The 17,079-nt window shown below is 63.4% G+C and carries 16 protein-coding genes and 1 pseudogene; 11 read left to right on the forward strand and 6 right to left on the reverse strand.

Features of this window, described 5'->3' with window-relative positions; genetic code table 11:
- The first annotated feature begins 232 nt into the window (after window positions 1–232).
- The 5 genes and pseudogenes from CIC12_RS27090 (at window position 233) to CIC12_RS27110 (ending at window position 7,892) form a co-directional block, all read left to right on the forward strand.
- A complete protein-coding gene (locus tag CIC12_RS27090) occupies window positions 233–3,094 on the forward strand; it encodes a 2-oxoglutarate dehydrogenase E1 component (RefSeq protein ID WP_168668709.1) in 2,862 nt (953 codons plus the stop codon).
- A gap of 140 nt (window positions 3,095–3,234) precedes the next feature.
- A pseudogene (odhB, locus tag CIC12_RS27095) lies at window positions 3,235–4,492 on the forward strand (2-oxoglutarate dehydrogenase complex dihydrolipoyllysine-residue succinyltransferase).
- 151 nt (window positions 4,493–4,643) lie between these two features.
- Window positions 4,644–6,074, forward strand: a complete 1,431-nt coding sequence (gene lpdA / locus CIC12_RS27100) for a dihydrolipoyl dehydrogenase (protein ID WP_168668711.1) — start codon at window positions 4,644–4,646, stop codon at window positions 6,072–6,074.
- Between the two features lie 89 nt (window positions 6,075–6,163).
- Window positions 6,164–7,261, forward strand: a complete 1,098-nt coding sequence (gene zapE / locus CIC12_RS27105; RefSeq protein ID WP_121318601.1) for a cell division protein ZapE — start codon at window positions 6,164–6,166, stop codon at window positions 7,259–7,261.
- A 169-nt stretch (window positions 7,262–7,430) separates the two neighbouring features.
- Window positions 7,431–7,892 carry a transposase gene (locus CIC12_RS27110; protein WP_168668713.1) on the forward strand — a complete coding sequence of 154 codons (462 nt, stop codon included), beginning with the start codon at window positions 7,431–7,433 and terminating at the stop codon, window positions 7,890–7,892.
- 163 nt (window positions 7,893–8,055) lie between these two features.
- Here CIC12_RS27110 and CIC12_RS27115 read toward each other — a convergent pair whose 3' ends face one another.
- From CIC12_RS27115 to CIC12_RS33380, 3 genes are all read right to left on the reverse strand, one after another.
- Window positions 8,056–8,517, reverse strand: coding sequence for a DUF2147 domain-containing protein (locus tag CIC12_RS27115; protein WP_168668715.1), 462 nt, complete (start codon window positions 8,515–8,517; stop codon window positions 8,056–8,058).
- A gap of 243 nt (window positions 8,518–8,760) precedes the next feature.
- Window positions 8,761–9,357, reverse strand: coding sequence for a hypothetical protein (locus CIC12_RS33375; RefSeq protein ID WP_238812908.1), 597 nt, complete (start codon window positions 9,355–9,357; stop codon window positions 8,761–8,763).
- 96 nt (window positions 9,358–9,453) lie between these two features.
- On the reverse strand, window positions 9,454–9,726 hold the full coding sequence (locus CIC12_RS33380) for a hypothetical protein (protein ID WP_238812909.1): 273 nt from the start codon (window positions 9,724–9,726) through the stop codon (window positions 9,454–9,456).
- Between the two features lie 215 nt (window positions 9,727–9,941).
- On the opposite strand from CIC12_RS33380, the gene CIC12_RS27125 reads away from it, so the two are divergent.
- Window positions 9,942–10,658, forward strand: coding sequence for a DUF2968 domain-containing protein (locus tag CIC12_RS27125; protein WP_168668716.1), 717 nt, complete (start codon window positions 9,942–9,944; stop codon window positions 10,656–10,658).
- Window positions 10,659–10,909: 251 nt separating this feature from the next.
- Here CIC12_RS27125 and CIC12_RS27130 read toward each other — a convergent pair whose 3' ends face one another.
- Window positions 10,910–11,113 carry a hypothetical protein gene (locus tag CIC12_RS27130; RefSeq protein WP_168668718.1) on the reverse strand — a complete coding sequence of 68 codons (204 nt, stop codon included), beginning with the start codon at window positions 11,111–11,113 and terminating at the stop codon, window positions 10,910–10,912.
- Between the two features lie 508 nt (window positions 11,114–11,621).
- A complete protein-coding gene (gene hfq / locus CIC12_RS27135; protein ID WP_168668720.1) occupies window positions 11,622–12,116 on the reverse strand; it encodes an RNA chaperone Hfq in 495 nt (164 codons plus the stop codon).
- Between the two features lie 306 nt (window positions 12,117–12,422).
- Here hfq and CIC12_RS27140 point away from each other — a divergent pair, with 306 nt between their 5' ends.
- The 5 genes from CIC12_RS27140 (at window position 12,423) to CIC12_RS27160 (ending at window position 16,149) form a co-directional block, all read left to right on the forward strand.
- Window positions 12,423–12,563: a hypothetical protein gene (locus CIC12_RS27140; RefSeq protein WP_168668722.1), complete on the forward strand. Its 141-nt coding sequence runs from the start codon at window positions 12,423–12,425 to the stop codon at window positions 12,561–12,563.
- A gap of 14 nt (window positions 12,564–12,577) precedes the next feature.
- Window positions 12,578–13,123 (forward strand): sigma-70 family RNA polymerase sigma factor, encoded by a 546-nt coding sequence (locus CIC12_RS27145; RefSeq protein ID WP_168668724.1) that lies wholly within the window; start codon window positions 12,578–12,580, stop codon window positions 13,121–13,123.
- Window positions 13,120–13,989, forward strand: coding sequence for an anti-sigma factor family protein (locus CIC12_RS27150; RefSeq protein ID WP_168668726.1), 870 nt, complete (start codon window positions 13,120–13,122; stop codon window positions 13,987–13,989). Before CIC12_RS27145 ends, CIC12_RS27150 begins: the two co-directional genes overlap by 4 nt.
- A gap of 99 nt (window positions 13,990–14,088) precedes the next feature.
- Entirely contained in the window at window positions 14,089–15,666 is a 1,578-nt protein-coding gene (locus tag CIC12_RS27155; protein WP_168668728.1) for an FAD-binding protein, read from the forward strand.
- A 54-nt stretch (window positions 15,667–15,720) separates the two neighbouring features.
- On the forward strand, window positions 15,721–16,149 hold the full coding sequence (locus CIC12_RS27160; protein WP_168668730.1) for a hypothetical protein: 429 nt from the start codon (window positions 15,721–15,723) through the stop codon (window positions 16,147–16,149).
- On the opposite strand, the gene CIC12_RS27165 is transcribed toward CIC12_RS27160, so the two are convergent.
- Window positions 16,146–17,051 carry a DUF1571 domain-containing protein gene (locus tag CIC12_RS27165; protein ID WP_446728043.1) on the reverse strand — a complete coding sequence of 302 codons (906 nt, stop codon included), beginning with the start codon at window positions 17,049–17,051 and terminating at the stop codon, window positions 16,146–16,148. The two genes, CIC12_RS27160 and CIC12_RS27165, sit on opposite strands and share 4 nt — an antisense overlap.
- Window positions 17,052–17,079: the final 28 nt, after the last annotated feature.

Genomic DNA, 17,079 nt, shown 5'->3' on the forward strand with positions numbered 1-17,079 from the left:
CGCGCCGCGAAATGACTCGTGAGATGGTCTTGAAAGCCCGTCGCGACGGGCTCGGGCGACAATCCGTCTGCTATCTGCGCCATTCGTTCTGTGATATGCTCCCCGGGTGCAAAGTTTTAGGTCCTTCCAAGCAAGACTTGATTCGCGCAATCCGCTAAACGGTCAGGCCGTGTCGCGGAAGGTTCTGTAACCCGCTATTTCTCGAGAAACTCGAAGAAAGGTGAGCGTAAAAATGATGAAGCAATTCCAGTCGAACTCTTATCTGTTCGGCGGCAATGCTCCGTACGTAGAAGAAATGTACGAAGCGTATCTCGATAATCCGGCGTCAGTGCCCGAGAACTGGCGCAGCTATTTCGACGCGTTGCAGAACGTTCCTGCATCGGATGGCAGCAATGCCAACGACGTGGCCCATGGCCCGATCGTCGAATCGTTTGCTCAACGGGCCAAGGCTAACGCCTTCATCCCTCGCACGGCTGCCGGCGGCGAAGATCTCGCAACCGCCCGCAAGCAGGTTTATGTGCAGTCCCTCATCGGCGCATATCGCTTCCTCGGCTCGCAATGGGCCAATCTCGATCCTCTGAAGCGCCGCGAACGTCCCGCTATTCCCGAACTTGAACCCGCGTTCTACGACTTCACCGAAGCCGACATGGACCAGGAGTTCAGCGCAACGAATCTGTATTTCGGATTTGAGCGTGCGTCGTTGCGCGAGATCGTCAAGGCATTGCGCGACACGTACTGCGGCACGATCGGCGCCGAGTACATGTACATCAGTGACCCGGAACAGAAGCGCTGGTGGAAGGAGCGTCTCGAGTCGATCCGCTCGACGCCGAACTTCACCAAGGAAAAGAAGAAGCACATCCTGAATCGCCTGACGGCTGCTGAAGGCCTCGAGCGTTTCCTGCACACGAAGTACGTCGGCCAGAAGCGTTTCTCGCTCGAAGGCGGCGAAAGCTTCATCGCGTCGATGGACGAGGTCGTGCGTCACGGCGGCGCCAACGGCGTTCAGGAAATCGTCATCGGCATGGCTCACCGTGGCCGTCTGAACGTGCTGGTCAATACGCTCGGCAAGATGCCCGCCGACCTGTTCGCCGAATTCGAAGGCAAGCACGTCGACGACCTGCCGGCCGGCGACGTGAAGTACCACAAGGGTTTCTCGTCGGACGTTTCGACCGAAGGCGGGCCGGTTCACCTGTCGCTCGCGTTCAACCCGTCGCATCTTGAAATCGTCAACCCGGTGGTCGAAGGTTCGGCGAAGGCCCGTATGGACCGTCGCGGCGACGACAGCGGCCTGCAAGTGCTGCCGGTGCAGATCCACGGCGACGCGGCCTTCGCGGGCCAGGGCGTCGTGATGGAAACGCTGAACCTCGCGCAAACGCGCGGTTACGGCACGCACGGCACGCTGCACATCGTCATCAACAACCAGATCGGCTTCACGACGTCGGACCCGCGCGACTCGCGCTCCACGTTGTACTGCTCGGACGTCGTCAAGATGATCGAAGCGCCGGTGCTGCACGTGAACGGCGACGATCCTGAAGCGGTCGTTCTGGCGACGCAGCTGGCGATCGATTTCCGGATGCAGTTCCACAAGGACGTCGTCGTCGACATCGTCTGCTTCCGCAAGCTGGGTCACAACGAGCAGGACACGCCGGCTGTCACGCAGCCGCTGATGTACAAGACGATTGCGAAGCACCCGGGCACGCGCGCGCTGTACGCTGAAAAGCTGGTGCAACAAGGCGTGATCACAGCGGAAGAAGGCGACGAATTCGTCAAGGCGTACCGCAAGGCGATGGACGAAGGCCATCACACGGTCGATCCGGTGCTCTCGAACTACAAGAGCAAGTACGCGGTTGACTGGGTGCCGTTCCTGAACCGCAAGTGGACCGACGCAGCCGACACGGCTGTGCCGCTCGCCGAACTGAAGCGCCTCGCTGAGCGCGTCACCACGATCCCGGAAAACTTCAAGGTTCACCCGCTGGTCGAGCGCGTCATCAATGACCGTCGCGCGATGGGCCGTGGCGAAGCGAAGCTCGACTGGGGCATGGGCGAACATCTGGCATTCGCGTCGCTGGTCGCATCGGGCTATGCAGTGCGCCTGACCGGTCAGGACTCGGGCCGCGGCACGTTCACGCACCGTCACGCGGTGCTGCACGATCAGAACCGCGAACGCTGGAACGACGGCACCTACGTGCCGCTGCAGAACATCGCCGAAGGTCAGGCGAAGTTCAACGTGATCGACTCGGTGCTGTCGGAAGAAGCGGTGCTCGGTTTCGAATACGGTTACTCGACCGCTGAACCGAATACGTTCGTCGCGTGGGAAGCGCAGTTCGGCGACTTCGTGAACGGCGCGCAAGTCGTGATCGACCAGTTCATCTCGTCGGGTGAAGTGAAGTGGGGCCGCGTGTCGGGTCTCACGATGCTGCTGCCGCACGGCTACGAAGGCCAGGGTCCGGAGCACTCGTCGGCGCGTATCGAGCGTTTCCTGCAACTGTGCGCAGACCACAACATGCAGGTCGTTCAGCCGACCACGCCGGCGCAGATCTTCCACCTGCTGCGCCGTCAGATGATCCGCCTGTTCCGCAAGCCGCTGATCGTCGCGACGCCGAAGTCGCTGCTGCGTCACAAGGAAGCCGTGTCGGATCTGTCGGAACTGGCGAAGGGTTCGTTCCAGCCGGTGCTCGGCGAAACCGACGAGACCATCGACGCGAAGAAGGTCAAGCGCGTGATCGTATGCTCGGGCCGCGTGTACTACGACCTGCTCGCGCATCGCCGCGAATCGAAGTCGAACGACGTCGCGATCGTCCGTATCGAACAGCTCTATCCGTTCGCGCATAAGCAGTTCGAAGCGGAGATCAAGAAGTACGACAACGCGACCGAAGTGGTCTGGGTGCAGGACGAGCCGCAGAATCAGGGCCCGTGGTTCTACATCGAGCACCACCTGAAGGAAGGCATGAAGGAAGGACAGAAGCTGGCATACAGCGGCCGTCCGGCTTCGGCCTCGCCGGCAGTCGGCTACTACGCGAAGCACTACGAGCAGCAGAAGGCGCTGGTCGAAGGCGCTTTCGGCCGCCTCAAGAGCGCGTCGATCGCTAAATAAGAGAACAGACGAACCGGGAAGGCGCGCTGCGCTTTCCCGTACCGCGTCTAATGATCCAGTGAAGGGTCATCCGCGGTCATGGTTCGCAGGCGGTCGTCGTTCCCCGCGCCGTCACCCGATACGTATTCAGGATATTCATAATGGCTATTGTTGAAGTCAAGGTTCCCCAGCTTTCCGAGTCGGTCTCGGAAGCCACGATGCTGCAGTGGAAGAAGAAGCCCGGCGAGGCTGTTGCTGTTGACGAAATTCTCATCGAAATCGAGACCGACAAGGTCGTGCTCGAAGTGCCGGCACCCGCGGCCGGCGTGCTCGCGCAAATCATCTCGAACGACGGCGACATCGTCGTCGCGGATCAGGTGATCGCGAAGATCGACACGGAAGGCACCGCAGGCGCCGCCGCCGTCGAAGCTGAAGTCAAACCGGCTCCGGTTGCGGCTGCGACCGCTGCACCGGCGCCGGCTGCGCAAGCCGCTGCCGCCACGGGTTCGAACACCGCGGCTTCGCCGGCTGCCGGCAAGCTGATGGCGGAGAAGGGCCTGTCTTCGGGCGACGTCGCCGGCACCGGCCGCGACGGCCGCATCACCAAGGGCGATGTGCTGACCGCGGGCGCCCCGGCTGCCAAGGCAGCACCGGCACCGGCTGCCGCACCGAAGGCTGCAAAGCCGTCCCTGCCGGACGTCAAGGCGCCGGGATCGGCCGACCAGTGGCTGAAGGACCGCCCGGAACAACGCGTGCCGATGTCGCGTTTGCGCGCGCGTATCGCCGAGCGTCTGCTCGAGTCGCAGCAAACCAACGCCATCCTGACCACGTTCAACGAAGTGAACATGGCGCCGGTGATGGACCTGCGCAACAAGTACAAGGACAAGTTCGAGAAGGAACATGGCGTGAAGCTCGGCTTCATGTCGTTCTTCGTGAAGGCGGCGGTTCACGCGCTGAAGAAGTTCCCGCTGGTGAACGCGTCGATCGACGGTAACGACATCGTCTATCACGGCTACTTCGACATCGGTATTGCTGTCGGTTCGCCGCGTGGTCTGGTGGTGCCGATCCTGCGCAACGCGGATCAACTGAGCCTCGCCGACATCGAGAAGAAGATCGCCGAATTCGGCCAGAAGGCCAAGGACGGCAAGCTGTCGATCGAAGAAATGACCGGCGGTACGTTCTCGATCTCGAACGGTGGTGTGTNCCCCGATCATCAACCCGCCGCAATCCGCCATTCTGGGCGTGCACGCGACGAAGGAACGCGCGGTGGTCGAAAACGGCCAGATCGTGATCCGCCCGATGAACTACCTGGCGCTCTCGTACGACCACCGTATCATCGACGGCCGCGAAGCGGTGCTGTCGCTCGTCGCGATGAAGGACGCGCTGGAAGATCCGGCCCGCCTGCTGCTCGACCTGTAAGCGCCGTCCCGGCGTCGCCGGCTTGTTCGCCTGGGTTGATATCAGGCAAGCCGGCGCCACCTGAGTAGTACGTCTTCAGCATTCCGCAGTACAGGAACGGCACGCGCCACGAAACGTGACCGCGCGCCGTTCCGTCATCAAAAGGATTGTCATGTCCAAAGAATTTGACGTCGTCGTGATCGGCGCAGGCCCTGGCGGTTATATCGCCGCCATCCGCGCAGCGCAGCTCGGCAAGACCGTCGCATGTATCGAAAAATGGAAAAACCCGGCCGGCGCGCTGAAGCTTGGCGGCACGTGCCTGAACGTGGGTTGCATTCCGTCGAAGGCGCTGCTTGCGTCGTCGGAAGAGTTTGAAAACGCATCGCATCACCTCGCGGACCACGGCATTTCCGTGGAAAACGTCAAGGTCGATATCGCGAAGATGATGGCCCGCAAGGACGGCATCGTCGAGAAGATGACCAAGGGCATCGAATTCCTGTTCCGCAAGAACAAGATCACGTGGCTCAAGGGTCACGGCAAGTTCACCGGCAAGACGGACGCCGGCGTGCAGATCGAAGTGAGCGGCGAAGGTGAAACCGAGGTGGTCACGGCGAAGAACGTGATCATCGCGACGGGTTCGAAGGCGCGCCATCTGCCGAACATTCCGGTGGACAACAAGATTGTGGCCGACAACGAAGGCGCACTGGCTTTCGACACGGCTCCGAAGAAGCTGGCCGTGATCGGCGCCGGCGTGATCGGTCTGGAACTGGGTTCGGTGTGGCGCCGTCTCGGCGCGGAAGTGACCGTGCTCGAAGCGCTGCCGGAATTCCTCGGCGCGGCTGACCAGGCGCTGTCGAAAGAAGCGGCCAAGCAGTTCAAGAAGCAGGGTCTCGACATCCAGGTCGGCGTGAAGGTCGGCGAAGTGACGACGACCGACAAGAGCGTGACGATCGCCTACACGGACAAGGACGGCAACGCGAAGACGCTCGAAGCGGACCGCCTGATCGTGTCGATCGGCCGCGTGCCGAACACCGACAACCTCGGTCTCGAAGCGATCGGCCTGAAAGCCAATGAGCGCGGCTTCATCGACGTCGACGACCACTGCGCGACGGCGGTGCCGAGCGTGTACGCGATCGGCGACGTGGTGCGTGGTCCGATGCTCGCGCACAAGGCTGAAGACGAAGGCGTGCTGGTCGCCGAAATCATCGACGGTCAGAAGCCGCATATCGACTACAACTGCATTCCCTGGGTGATCTACACCGAACCGGAAATCGCTTGGGTCGGCAAGACGGAGCAGCAGCTGAAAGCGGAAGGCCGCGAGGTCAAGACGGGCCAGTTCCCGTTCATGGCGAACGGCCGCGCGCTCGGCATCAACAAGGCGGATGGCTTCGTGAAGATGATCGCCGACGCGAAGACCGACGAACTGCTCGGCGTGCACATCATCTCGGCCAACGCATCGGACCTGATCGCGGAAGCCGTGGTGGCGATGGAATTCAAGGCGGCGTCTGAAGACCTCGGCCGCATTTGCCATCCGCACCCGTCGCTATCGGAAGTCATGCGCGAAGCGGCGCTGGCCGTCGACAAGCGCGCGCTGAACATGTAATCACGCGCACGCCTGACTGAACGTACTTTGGCATCACCACAAAGGCGGGCGGGTTCAATCCCTCCCGCCTTTCTTTTTGCAGCAACACCATGAACGTCACCGAATACTACGAAAAAGAACTGCAGACGCGCGGATATCAATCGGACCCGGCGCAACGCGCGGCGGTCGACCGGCTGCAGCGGTGCTATGAGGAGTGGGTCGAATACAAGTCGCGCCGCTCCAATGCGTTCAAGAAACTGATCAACCGTCCCGACCTGCCGCGCGGCGTGTACATGTGGGGGGGCGTCGGGCGGGGCAAGAGCTTCCTGATGGACAGCTTCTACATGATCGTGCCGCTGCATCGCAAAACACGTCTGCATTTCCACGAGTTCATGCGCGAAGTGCATCGCGAGCTGGAAGACCTGAAGGGCATGGCCGATCCGCTCGATGAACTCGCGCGCCGGATCGCAAAGCGCTACCGCCTGATCTGCTTCGACGAATTCCACGTGTCGGACATCGCCGACGCGATGATCCTGTACCGCCTGCTCGACAAGCTGTTCGAGAACGGCGTGCAGTTCGTGATGACGTCCAACTACGATCCGGACACGCTGTATCCGGATGGCCTGCATCGCGATCGCATGCTGCCGGCCATCGAGCTGATCAAGGAAAAACTGGACGTGATCAACGTCGACGCGGGTATCGACTATCGGCAACGCACACTGGCGCAGGTGGAGGTGTATCACTCGCCGCTCGGCGCCACCGCCGACAAGGCGTTGCGCGACGCGTTCGCGCGTCTCGCCGCGGTGCCCGACGAAAGCCCGCTCCTGCACATCGAGAAGCGCGAGTTGAAGGCGCTGCGCCGCGCGGACGGCGTCGTGTGGTTCGATTTCTCAACGCTGTGCGGCGGGCCGCGCTCGCAGAACGACTACCTCGAACTCGCGAGCCGCTTTCACGCGGTGATCCTCTCCGGCGTGCCGCAGATGTCAGCGCGTATGGCCTCGGAAGCGCGCCGCTTCACGTGGCTGATCGACGTGTTCTACGACCACAAGGTCAAGCTGTTGATGTCCGCGGCGGTGCCGCCCGAGCAGTTGTATGTCGATGGCCCGATGGCCAACGAATTCACGCGCACGGTGTCGCGGATTGTCGAGATGCAGTCGAAGGAATATCTCGATACACCGAGACGGATCGTCGATACGTCGCTCACCTGAGTTGATCCTGGCCGGACTCGGTCGCGCGAAGCAGGGGGCGGTCAAGTTAAAGCGTGAGCAATATAAATCGGCCTGCTCACACGTTGCGTTTTCAAGATTCAGATTGATCCGATGTTGCCCGTGCGGGCAATTGGTTATCTTTTGTTGCTGGTCTGATAAAGGAGAAGCCATGAATCCGCACCACGATATCACTGATGAACAATGGCAACGTGTCGCGCCGTTGCTGCCCGAACTGCGTCCGCGCTCCGAGTTGCGTGGACGGCCGCTTGCCAATACCCGTTCGGTACTCAACGGGGTACTGTGGGTCATGTACAGCGGTGCGACCTGGTCGGCCATGCCGCGCCGCTACCCTTCGTATCAAACGTGTCATCGCCGCTTCAAGGTCTGGTACGAATCCGGCGTGCTCAAGCGCGTGACGGATCAACTGCTCGGCACGGCGAGCGAAGAACTCTGCAATCTGATGGAATCGCGTATGCGCAGGCACGTGAGTGCGGCAGGGAATCTCGCCGTCGCGGCAAGCATCCCGGCAGCCGTACCTGCCGCCGCGCCGGCCGTGTACAGCCCGGCGCGAGGCAACCCGCTGCCGTCGTCGCCGTTCGCATACACATCGCCTTTCAAACATGCCGCATGACGGCTTCCACCGGTTTCACGCAACACCAGGAAACGGCCGTGCGATGGCAATCGCCGGCCGCGTCTTTTTTGCCCGCTTCTTTTGCATTCAGCCAGACGAGCGTACGACGAGCCAAGGTTCATCTCGCTGAAAACTCGGGCCAACGCTCAAAAAACCTCGCACCCTATTGCTGACGAACCCAGGTTTGCGAGCGGCCCAGCAGCGCCACGCCAATATAGCCGCGTACCACCAGTTTGTTTCCACCATCTTCCAGGCGCATTTTGCATTTGTAGAGCTTGCCGTTTTCCGGGTCGAGAATCTGTCCGTGGTCCCAGCCGTCGCCGTCCTTCTTCATGTCGCTAATGATGGTCATGCCGAGAATCGGTTGATCCTTGCGCGCGTCGGTACATGCCGTGCAGCGGCGGTCCGGCTGATCGTTCGCATTGAGACCTTTGATCACCTTGCCGCTCAACTGACCGCTGCCATCGTCGGTGATCTGCACGAGCGCTTTAGGCTGGCCGGTGTGATCGTCGATGGTCTTCCACATGCCCACCGCCGTGTCGGTCTGCGCCATCGCCGTTACGGCTCCCGCAAGCAGCACAGCGGCGAGCGCGGCGGCGCGAGCGTGTTGAGTGAATTGCATCATTGTTTCCTCCTTGATAAAAGACGGCGCGATCATGGTCGCGCGGCGTTGTTGGCCTGTCGGGCGGTTATCTTGTGATGTCTGCCGCCATGCCTCTTAGGTCTGACTTCGATCCGCACGGCGATCGGCAACTCGTGGCCTGCTTGCTGGCCGGTCGCCGCCCGCATCGTCAGCGCAGAATACGTGAAAGCGCGCGCGCAGTTTGATAGGGGAGCCTCTAATAGCGCACGTCGCTTGCGAGCAGCGTCAATTCAACTGGTGGTAGACCCTCGCGTTGATGCGCGGGCTACGCGAGGCGCTTTGGACCGGCGCGTCGCCGACCGCCTTCGCCACCGACAGATCGAGGCTGTCGTACTTCGCGTCCGAATGCGCAAGCCGGACGCAATCGACGAGAGCCTTGACGACGACGGCGTGCCCGCGTGCGGATAAACGCGCGCCATATCGAAGGAGACACACGCGTGAAGGTGCGCAGACAGGTGAAGCCGGGCGCGAACGCGCGATTGCCGTCGAACATGGCGCCCCAGCCCGAATCGCCCGATGCTTCGCCCGGTTGATAACCTTGCGCGAACCGCTGCGCTTTGCTCCGAGATCCGCAGCGAAACCGCGCTGTACTGCCCGATGGCCGAGACCGCGGTGCCGATTTTCAGCAGCCATTCGTTGGTGCGAGAGGCTCGCCCCGGTCTTGATGAAATTGATCGACGCCGGATGGGTGACGCTCGCGCCGGGCACGTTCGACATCCCCGCTTTCGACGCGCCCAGAAGATCAAAGGCCTTTGACACGCTGATGTTGGCCCAGCGCACCTGCCCGGTTTGCATGCCGGTGTAGTCGGCTTGCAACTGCATCACGCCTGCGCACGAGCGCAAAGCGATCTGGCGCGCGGTTTTGCCGATTGAGATAACGATCTTCGTCGTGCGACGCGGAGACCGACGCCGTGCCGATCACGTTCGCGAGCTGCTCAACAGGAGAGGGTACACGAGCGAGCCGCTGATCTTGTCATTGATGACCGTACGTTCGACGTGTTTGGTCGGTCCCGGATTGTCGACCGGATTGCCACGGTAGTGCGACGCGTCGATCTTGCCGACGACGCCGACGAAGCCGACGAAGCCCATCAGCACCGCTGCGTGCGCGGCCAGATAGGTGACGTGTTCGCGGGCCGTGGGCAGCGGCGCTGACACGCTCAACTGTTTGCCGAGCGCGGCCAGCCCGCGCATGCGTTCCTCCACATGCCATTTGCTGCGGTCCGCCAACACCGCGATGCGAACAGCTGGCGCCGTCAAAGCACGGCGCGCCACTCGGGTATCAGCCGCAAGGCTCTGTGAGAGAAGATGCGCAAGCAGCAAATTTTTGATGAAGAGCCCGAAACGCGCAAAAGTGAGTAATAATCAGTCGTTTGCGCTAAAACAAAAACTGTTCAAGCAGGAAAGACATGGACCGAAAGTCGAAGGTACGGCAGATTGCCCTGGCCGCATTCATCGCATTGGGAGCCGCGCAAGGGGCTCCGGCTCAGGCAGTTGAGGCCGATGACGGGAGCGCTGCTGTCGTTTCCCAGCCGGGCGCGACCACCGCGTTACCGGCCGCCGTGCCGGGCGGACAGGCGGAGACCTCTGCACTGACCCCGGACGAAAATCGGCAGTCCGCCGCAGGCAATGTGGCGGAATTGCAGCAGATGATCCATGGGTCGGAGCTCAGCGAATTGCGCACCACCTACAACGGCAGTTACGGCGCGAGCATGCTGTTTTACGGCAAGGAGATGACGTACTACATCGCGCTGTTCCAGCAAAAAAATTTCTGGCGCGTGATCAAGACGCAGGACGCCGCGCGTGCCGACATGATTTACAAGGATTTCGTGCGTCAGACGGTGCAATTGTCGGACGTCGAGATTCGCCGCACGCAACTCGAGGCGCAGAAGGCGTTCACGCAGCGGATGATCGCGTTGTCGCAGGACCGTGCGAGCCGCTTGCAGGCCGACCTCGATATCGCGCGTCAGCAGCAGAGCATCGTCGCGACGCAGCAGGAACAGAAGCGTGCCGAAACCACGGCGCTCGCTCAGCAGAAGCTTGCCGCGCAAGACCAGTTGCGCGCTGCCCAGCGCCAGGTGCGCGAGCTTCAGCGTCAGCTGGAAAGCGGGCTGCCTTCGCGTTGAAGATCGTCGGTTGGGAAGGGCGGAGTGGTGGACCACCGCCTGACTCACCGGCGGGGACGCTGTTTTCGGGATGACCGCGGCGGCGGGATATCGTCGCCTGTCAACGCCTTTGGCGTCCTTTCCTGGTCATGCTCGGGGTGTTCTTTGCCGGCGCGGCGTCCGATCTTTTGAAGTAGGCGTTCCCCGCACGATCTTCGGCGAGCTTGCTGCCCGCCTTACCTCCTCAGCCACTCTCCGATCACCACCGGCTTCTAATGCCGCTTCTTCCCCGTTTCCGACGACACCGCCTCGACCGGCGCGTGATGCGGATCTGTCAAATCGACGGCAATCGGATCGCTCGCCGGAAAGCTTTCCTCCAGCGCTTCATCCAGACGGCGATCGACCGACTGAGCCGACTGCGGCGTTTCCATCGGCTGAGCAATCGCCTGGGGCGCGAGATGCTTCTTGCTGGTCATGACATGCTCCATTGGAAGAGAGTCGACTATTCAGCATAGCGCAAGCATGCACCCGACGCAGACCGGCATCGGAACATAAACATCATTTGAAACCGCCCGGCATCGATTCGTTTTGCTGAGTCGGCAGACAGCGAAGCGGCAAAACAAAAGCATCAGACGGCCGCGTGGCCCCGGCATGGCAGACCGCGCATCGTGCGAACGAGCAGCGCCCCGCTCGGAGGAGAGCAGACAGGCTCAGCCAACCACAAGGCAACGAACGAACATGCACAGAAAAAATCTTGGCGCGCGCGACGCCTGAGCGCCTCACACGTCGCGCAAGCGGAGCTGGATCATCTGGATTGGACAACGAAACAACCGGCGCTGCGCATGCTGGACGCCGTGTACTGGCGCCGTCGCGTGCTAGCGGTCAAATGCGGATTCGAGCTGGCGGAGAAGCAGATGAGGCAACTGGAAGAATCTTGCAGCGGCTCGGCTAGCAGACGTCGTCGCCGAGCGCCGCCGCTGCGGTTTATTCGTTGCCGTTGTTGTTGCCGCCGACATTGCCGGAGCTGCCGCTGCCGCCATGATTGCCGCCGCCGTGGTTGCCGCCGTCACCACCCGTACCGAACAGACGCCGGCGGCGTGTCACGACCACCGGAGCGTCGGCATTGCCGCTGTTGCGATCGGACGATGCGCCATACGACTCGCGCGGTTCACGCGGCTCCCGATGATCGCGGGGCTCACGCGAGCCATGCGGGCCGCGCGTGGTGTGTTCGCCATGCGAGGTGCGCCCCCCCGCGCGCGGCGCCGGACGCGTGCCGGTGTCGAGCTGGATGGTCGAGATCGCGCGCTTGTAGATGCCTTGCAGGCCGACAGGCGTGCGCAGCATCACCAGGTACTGATCGAACGACTCGATGCACCCGGTCAGGCGAATGCCGTTGACAAGGTATATCTCGACGCGCTTTCGTTCTTTGCGCGCAGCGTTCATGAAGTCGTTTTGCGGGTGCGATTCTGCGGAAGCCATGGACAATTCAGGTTAGAAAGACGGTGGTTCGCCGCAATTCTACCCTGTGTGGGGGCAGAACGCGCCGGGTGGGCGAACTGCGTCCACTATAACGGCTTGTGCGCGCAGAAGCATCCGATAACTATTGACTGTAACGTTGAGTTACGAATCTGCTGAGCAATGGCGGAAAAAGAGGGGGGGCCGGCGTTCAGGCGGAATAAATCGTGTGGCGCATGCGTTCAGTCATACATGGCAGCGTTGCATTCCGCGCGCGGCCGACCGGCCTCCGGCAACCTGTCAAGCCGGACGCTCCTCAGGAGACTCACCATGAAAGCATCCCGCATTGTGTCCGCGTTCTTCGTGTTGCTGGCGCTGGCATTCGGTTCGCTCGCGACGAGCGGCTGCACCTCCGCCACCGACAGCAGCGCGTCGGGCAGTAGCGGCAATAGCAGCGGCGGCGGCTACTGAGCTTCGTTCGCCGGGTGAATTTCGAAGCGGAAGTGATCGCGTGGCTCCCGCAGTTGCGCCGCTATGCGCGCGCGCTGACGGGTGACCGCGCCTGGGCCGACGATCTCGTGCAGGATACGGCGGAGCGAGCGCTTGCGCGCTGGTCGGCGTTCCGGCCCAACAGCAACTTGCGCGCATGGCTGCTGACCATCCTGCGACATCTTTATATCGATCAGTTGCGCGGCCGCCGCGAAATCGCCGTCGACGACGAATGCGCGCCGTGGCGTAATCTCGAAGCGCCGCAAGGCGAGGTCGACGGTCTGGTGCTGCGCGATCTGCAGCGCGCGCTGTATTGCCTGCCGGTCGAGCAGCGCGAGGTGCTGCTGCTGGTTTGCGTCGAAGAGCTGTCTTATCAGGAAGCGTCGAGCGCGCTCGGCGTGCCGATCGGCACGGTGATGTCGCGGCTCTCGCGCGCGCGTGAGCACCTGCGCGCGCTGTTGGCGGAAGGTCCGGCCGAAGGGTCGGACAAGGGTCCGGCGCGCAAGACCGTGCCGTTGAAAGTGGTGAGAAATCCGTCATGAATAACGACGACTACGATGCCGGCTTGCCCGAAGGGCCCGATCTGCGAGCGCTGTCGGCGTTTGTCGACGGCGAATTGCCGGGCGCGCGGCGCGCCGAGATCGAGGCGCAGCTGGAGCGGCATCCGCAGGCCGCCGAGCGGGTGGCCGCGTGGCGGGCGCAGAAAGCCGCGTTGCGCGCGCTGTGCGGGGCGCCGCAGCGTAGCGGCCCCAGCGAATCGGAGGCGCACCATGAACGGCATGCGAGCCCCGGACTTCGCGTCGCCGACGAGCCTGCCTTCATCGTGGTGCGCCGCACGCCGCCGTGGTGGCAACGGGTGGGCATCGCGGCGTGCTGGCTCGCGGCCGGCGCGGGGCTCGCGCTCGCGCTCGGACCGCTTGCGCCACGCCTCACGGGCGGCGCGTGGGGCGGCCTGGGCGGGCAGCCGCCGAGCTTCGCGCAGCGTGCCGACATCGCGTACGCGGTGTACACGCCGGAGCGGCGTCATCCGGTGGAAGTCGCCGCGAGCGAAGAAGAGCATCTGATCAGCTGGCTGTCCAAACGGCTGAACCGGCCGCTGTCGGTGCCGTCGTTGCAGGAGTACGGTTACTCGCTGGTGGGCGGTCGATTGTTGCCCGGCGAAGCGGGCCCGGCCGCGCAATTCATGTACGAGAACGGCAGCGGCGCGCGCCTCACGCTCTACGTGACCGGCACCGCGCGCGACGAAACGGCGTTCCGCTTGCTGCGCGACGGCAACCGCCGCACCTTCTACTGGATCAACGACGGCATGGGCTATGCGTTGTCCGGGCAGATCGCCGAAGGCAAGCTGCGCTCGATCGCGATCGACGTGTGTAGCGCGCTCGGCGGCAAGCCGGAGGCCTGGCAGTAACGGCCGGCACGACCGACTGCGAGAAGCGGGCGAGCACACAAACGGCGCGCCCGCGAAAAAGACCAACCGCCGCGTCCCTCATCCGCCGGAGAAAACGCTGTGTCGCCGACTCTGCCACCGAACGTTTCCGCCGCGCAGTTCGATCGCGCGCTCGCCGGCTGGCGTGCGATCGTCGGCGATGCACGGGTGGTGACGTCCGCCGCAGGGCTCGCCGCGTATCTCGATCCATTCGCGCCCGGCGAGCGCGCGGCGTTCTCGTCGAGCGCCGCGCTGCTGCCCGCTTCGGTCGACGAGATCCGCGCGGTGCTGCGCATCGCGAATCAATATCGCATTCCGTTGTGGACAGTGTCGACCGGCCGCAACTTCGCCTACGGCGGCGCCGCGCCGCGTCTCGCGGGATCGGTCGTGCTCGATCTGCAGCGCATGAACCGCATCATCGAAGTGAACGAGACGCTCGCGTATGCGCTGGTCGAACCGGGCGTCAGCTACTTCGATCTGTATGCGCATCTGCGCGATAAGGGCTACAGGCTGTGGGTCGATCCGCCCGCGGCCGGTTGGGGCAGCGTGCTCGGCAATACGCTCGAGCGCGGCTTCGGCTACACCGACTACGGTGACCATGCGGCGACGCAGTGCGGCATGGAAGTGGTGCTCGCCAACGGCGACGTGCTGCGAACCGGCATGGGCGGGCTCGACATCGGCACTGCATGGCAGCTGTATCAGCCGGGTTACGGACCCTCGTTCGATGCAATGTTCATGCAGTCGAACTACGGCATTGTCACCAAGCTCGGGGTCTGGCTGATGCCCGCGCCGCCCGCGTATCTGCTCGGCGAAATCCAGTTTCGTCACGAGGCCGATCTCGAAGCGATCGTGGAGATCCTGCGGCCCTTGCGGCTCGATGAAACGATCCGCAACCACGTGGTGATCGAAGGCGGCTTGCGCCGCGCGGCGGGTTTGTCGGCGCGCGCGCAGTGGTACGAAGGCGAGGGCGCGATGCCCGAGAGCGCGGTGGCCGCGATGCTGGACAAGCTGAATGTCGGCCGCTGGAATCTGCATTTCGCGCTGTACGGCACGCCCGAGCTGATCGACGCGCGCTATGCCATCGTGCAGCGCGCCTTCGCGCGCGTGCCGCAGGCGAAGCTCTTCGCCGCACGTTATGCGGGCGACGCGCAGCCCACCGGCGGCGGCGACCGCAACCTTGCCGGCATTCCCGCGATGACCGCCTTCCGCATGCTCGACTGGCGCGGCGGCGCCGGCGCGCACGTGGACTTTGCGCCGGTGTGTCCGGCGACCGGACGCGACGCGTTGCGTCAATACACGATGGTCAAGGCGCGCGCCGCGGAATACGGCTTCGACTACTACGGCGGCTTCACGGCGGGCGTGCGACATCTGCATCACATCTTCGCGGCGATCTTCGACCGCGACGACGCGAACCAGGTCGCGCAGGCCGGCGCGCTGCTGCGCTCGCTGATGAGCGATATGCGGGCGGCGGGCTATGGCCAGTACCGCTCGCATCTCGCGTACATGGATTTTGCCGCGGCCCAATACAGCTTCAACGATGGCGCGCTGCTGCGGCTGTCGGAAACGATCAAGGACGCGCTCGACCCGAACGGCATTCTCGCACCGGGCAAGCAGGGTATCTGGCCGCAAGCATGGCGCGGGCGGCGCGGCTACACTTGACGGAGGGCGAGCGCACTGCGCGACTCGCCATCCACACAGCGGCTGGACGCCGATATGGACCGACGCACTTTCATGATGACCGGCGCAGGGTTGTCGAGCGTGACAGGCGGTGCATGGCCGTGGCTCGCGAGCGCGGCTGCGCAAGGCGGCACGCTGGCGATCGTCGACTCGACGCTCGCTTGCGGCCCGTCGTTCGCGCGATACGCGGCGCGGATGAATCTGCCGCTTTTCGACTCCGGCGAGGACATCGGCGCGCTCTGGTACACGACGCTCGCACCGCTTCTCGAACAGAAGCCGATGGGCGCGCGGCGCGGGTTGATCGGCGTGACACGTGCCTGCGACTACTTCGTGCTCAAGGAACTCGCCATCCGTTCAGCGCATCTGGCCGAACCCCGTCACGCGCAGCGCGGCGCAGCGGCCGCGCTGCATGCGCACGTCGCGTTCGCGTTCACGCCGCGCAGCACGCGCCGCAGTGGCCACTAGAACTTGTACGCCTTGTTCTTCGGATCGAAAGTCGCGTCGTCGAAGCTCTTCGGTGTGATCGTTTCGAAGACGATCCGCTCGAACAGCTTGCCGTCGTTGTCGTAGGACTCGACGGTGCGGAAGTACGGATGCCGAAGGTCGAGCCCGAGCGTTTCCTTCTTTGCGTAGAACTGCGGCTGGCCGGTGGGCGTTTCGAACGTGAAGGCCACCACGCGCACGCCGTCGAGCGTTTTGACTTCCACCTGGGTCGAGCGCGGCAAGCCGGCCTCGATGTATTTCTTGCCTTCGGCCAGGTATTGGCTGGCGATGTACTCGGTGCCGAGATCGCGCAACTGATGGTTCGATTGCGAGCGCGCGAGCGTGCCGTCCAGCGAAGTCCACAACGGCATCACGTTCATGATGCCGCCGAGGTGGCCATACATTTCGTCGCTGCGTTTGGACTCGTCGTAAAGGATTTCCTGGCCCGCATGAGCGCCGTCGGGCAGCCACTTCGCGTAGATCCGCAGCGGGTCGCGCGTGAGCCGCACGAGCATGTGATCGGGCTTGTCGGGCCACTGGCCGCGTATGCGTTCCGAGCGCGACATGGTGAACTCGTACGACGCGTAGCCGTTCGGCCCTTCCTTGATATAGCGCGGCAGCGTGAGCGGATCGAGCGACTGGAACAGCGCGACGAGCTGCGCGTCGTCGAGCTTTTCCAGCGCGCCGCTCTGCTGCGCGGCGCGCAGCCATTTGACCTGCTGATCCAGCGTGAGCTTGCCGACCTGCGACGACGGCGTGGCAGGCGCCTTGACGGCGCTGGCCGTATCGAGCGGGGGCGGCGTGTCGTCGTTCTGCGCGAACGCTGCCGGCGCCGGGGCGAGCACCGCGGCGAGCGTCACGGCGGCAATCACCGCGCGTGTCACCCACTTGCGTGACTGCAACGCTCGCGAT

The organism is Paraburkholderia sp. SG-MS1 (assembly GCF_012275575.1).
Taxonomy (GTDB): domain Bacteria; phylum Pseudomonadota; class Gammaproteobacteria; order Burkholderiales; family Burkholderiaceae; genus Paraburkholderia.

Coding starts and splice junctions, on each gene's coding strand:
- CIC12_RS27090 (WP_168668709.1), top strand. CDS start 233: ATGATGAAGCAATTCCAGTCGAACTCTTATCTGTTCGGCGGCAATGCT.
- lpdA (WP_168668711.1), top strand. CDS start 4,644: ATGTCCAAAGAATTTGACGTCGTCGTGATCGGCGCAGGCCCTGGCGGT.
- zapE (WP_121318601.1), top strand. CDS start 6,164: ATGAACGTCACCGAATACTACGAAAAAGAACTGCAGACGCGCGGATAT.
- CIC12_RS27110 (WP_168668713.1), top strand. CDS start 7,431: ATGAATCCGCACCACGATATCACTGATGAACAATGGCAACGTGTCGCG.
- CIC12_RS27115 (WP_168668715.1), bottom strand. CDS start 8,517: ATGATGCAATTCACTCAACACGCTCGCGCCGCCGCGCTCGCCGCTGTG.
- CIC12_RS33375 (WP_238812908.1), bottom strand. CDS start 9,357: ATGCAGTTGCAAGCCGACTACACCGGCATGCAAACCGGGCAGGTGCGC.
- CIC12_RS33380 (WP_238812909.1), bottom strand. CDS start 9,726: ATGCGCGGGCTGGCCGCGCTCGGCAAACAGTTGAGCGTGTCAGCGCCG.
- CIC12_RS27125 (WP_168668716.1), top strand. CDS start 9,942: ATGGACCGAAAGTCGAAGGTACGGCAGATTGCCCTGGCCGCATTCATC.
- CIC12_RS27130 (WP_168668718.1), bottom strand. CDS start 11,113: ATGACCAGCAAGAAGCATCTCGCGCCCCAGGCGATTGCTCAGCCGATG.
- hfq (WP_168668720.1), bottom strand. CDS start 12,116: ATGGCTTCCGCAGAATCGCACCCGCAAAACGACTTCATGAACGCTGCG.
- CIC12_RS27140 (WP_168668722.1), top strand. CDS start 12,423: ATGAAAGCATCCCGCATTGTGTCCGCGTTCTTCGTGTTGCTGGCGCTG.
- CIC12_RS27150 (WP_168668726.1), top strand. CDS start 13,120: ATGAATAACGACGACTACGATGCCGGCTTGCCCGAAGGGCCCGATCTG.
- CIC12_RS27160 (WP_168668730.1), top strand. CDS start 15,721: ATGGACCGACGCACTTTCATGATGACCGGCGCAGGGTTGTCGAGCGTG.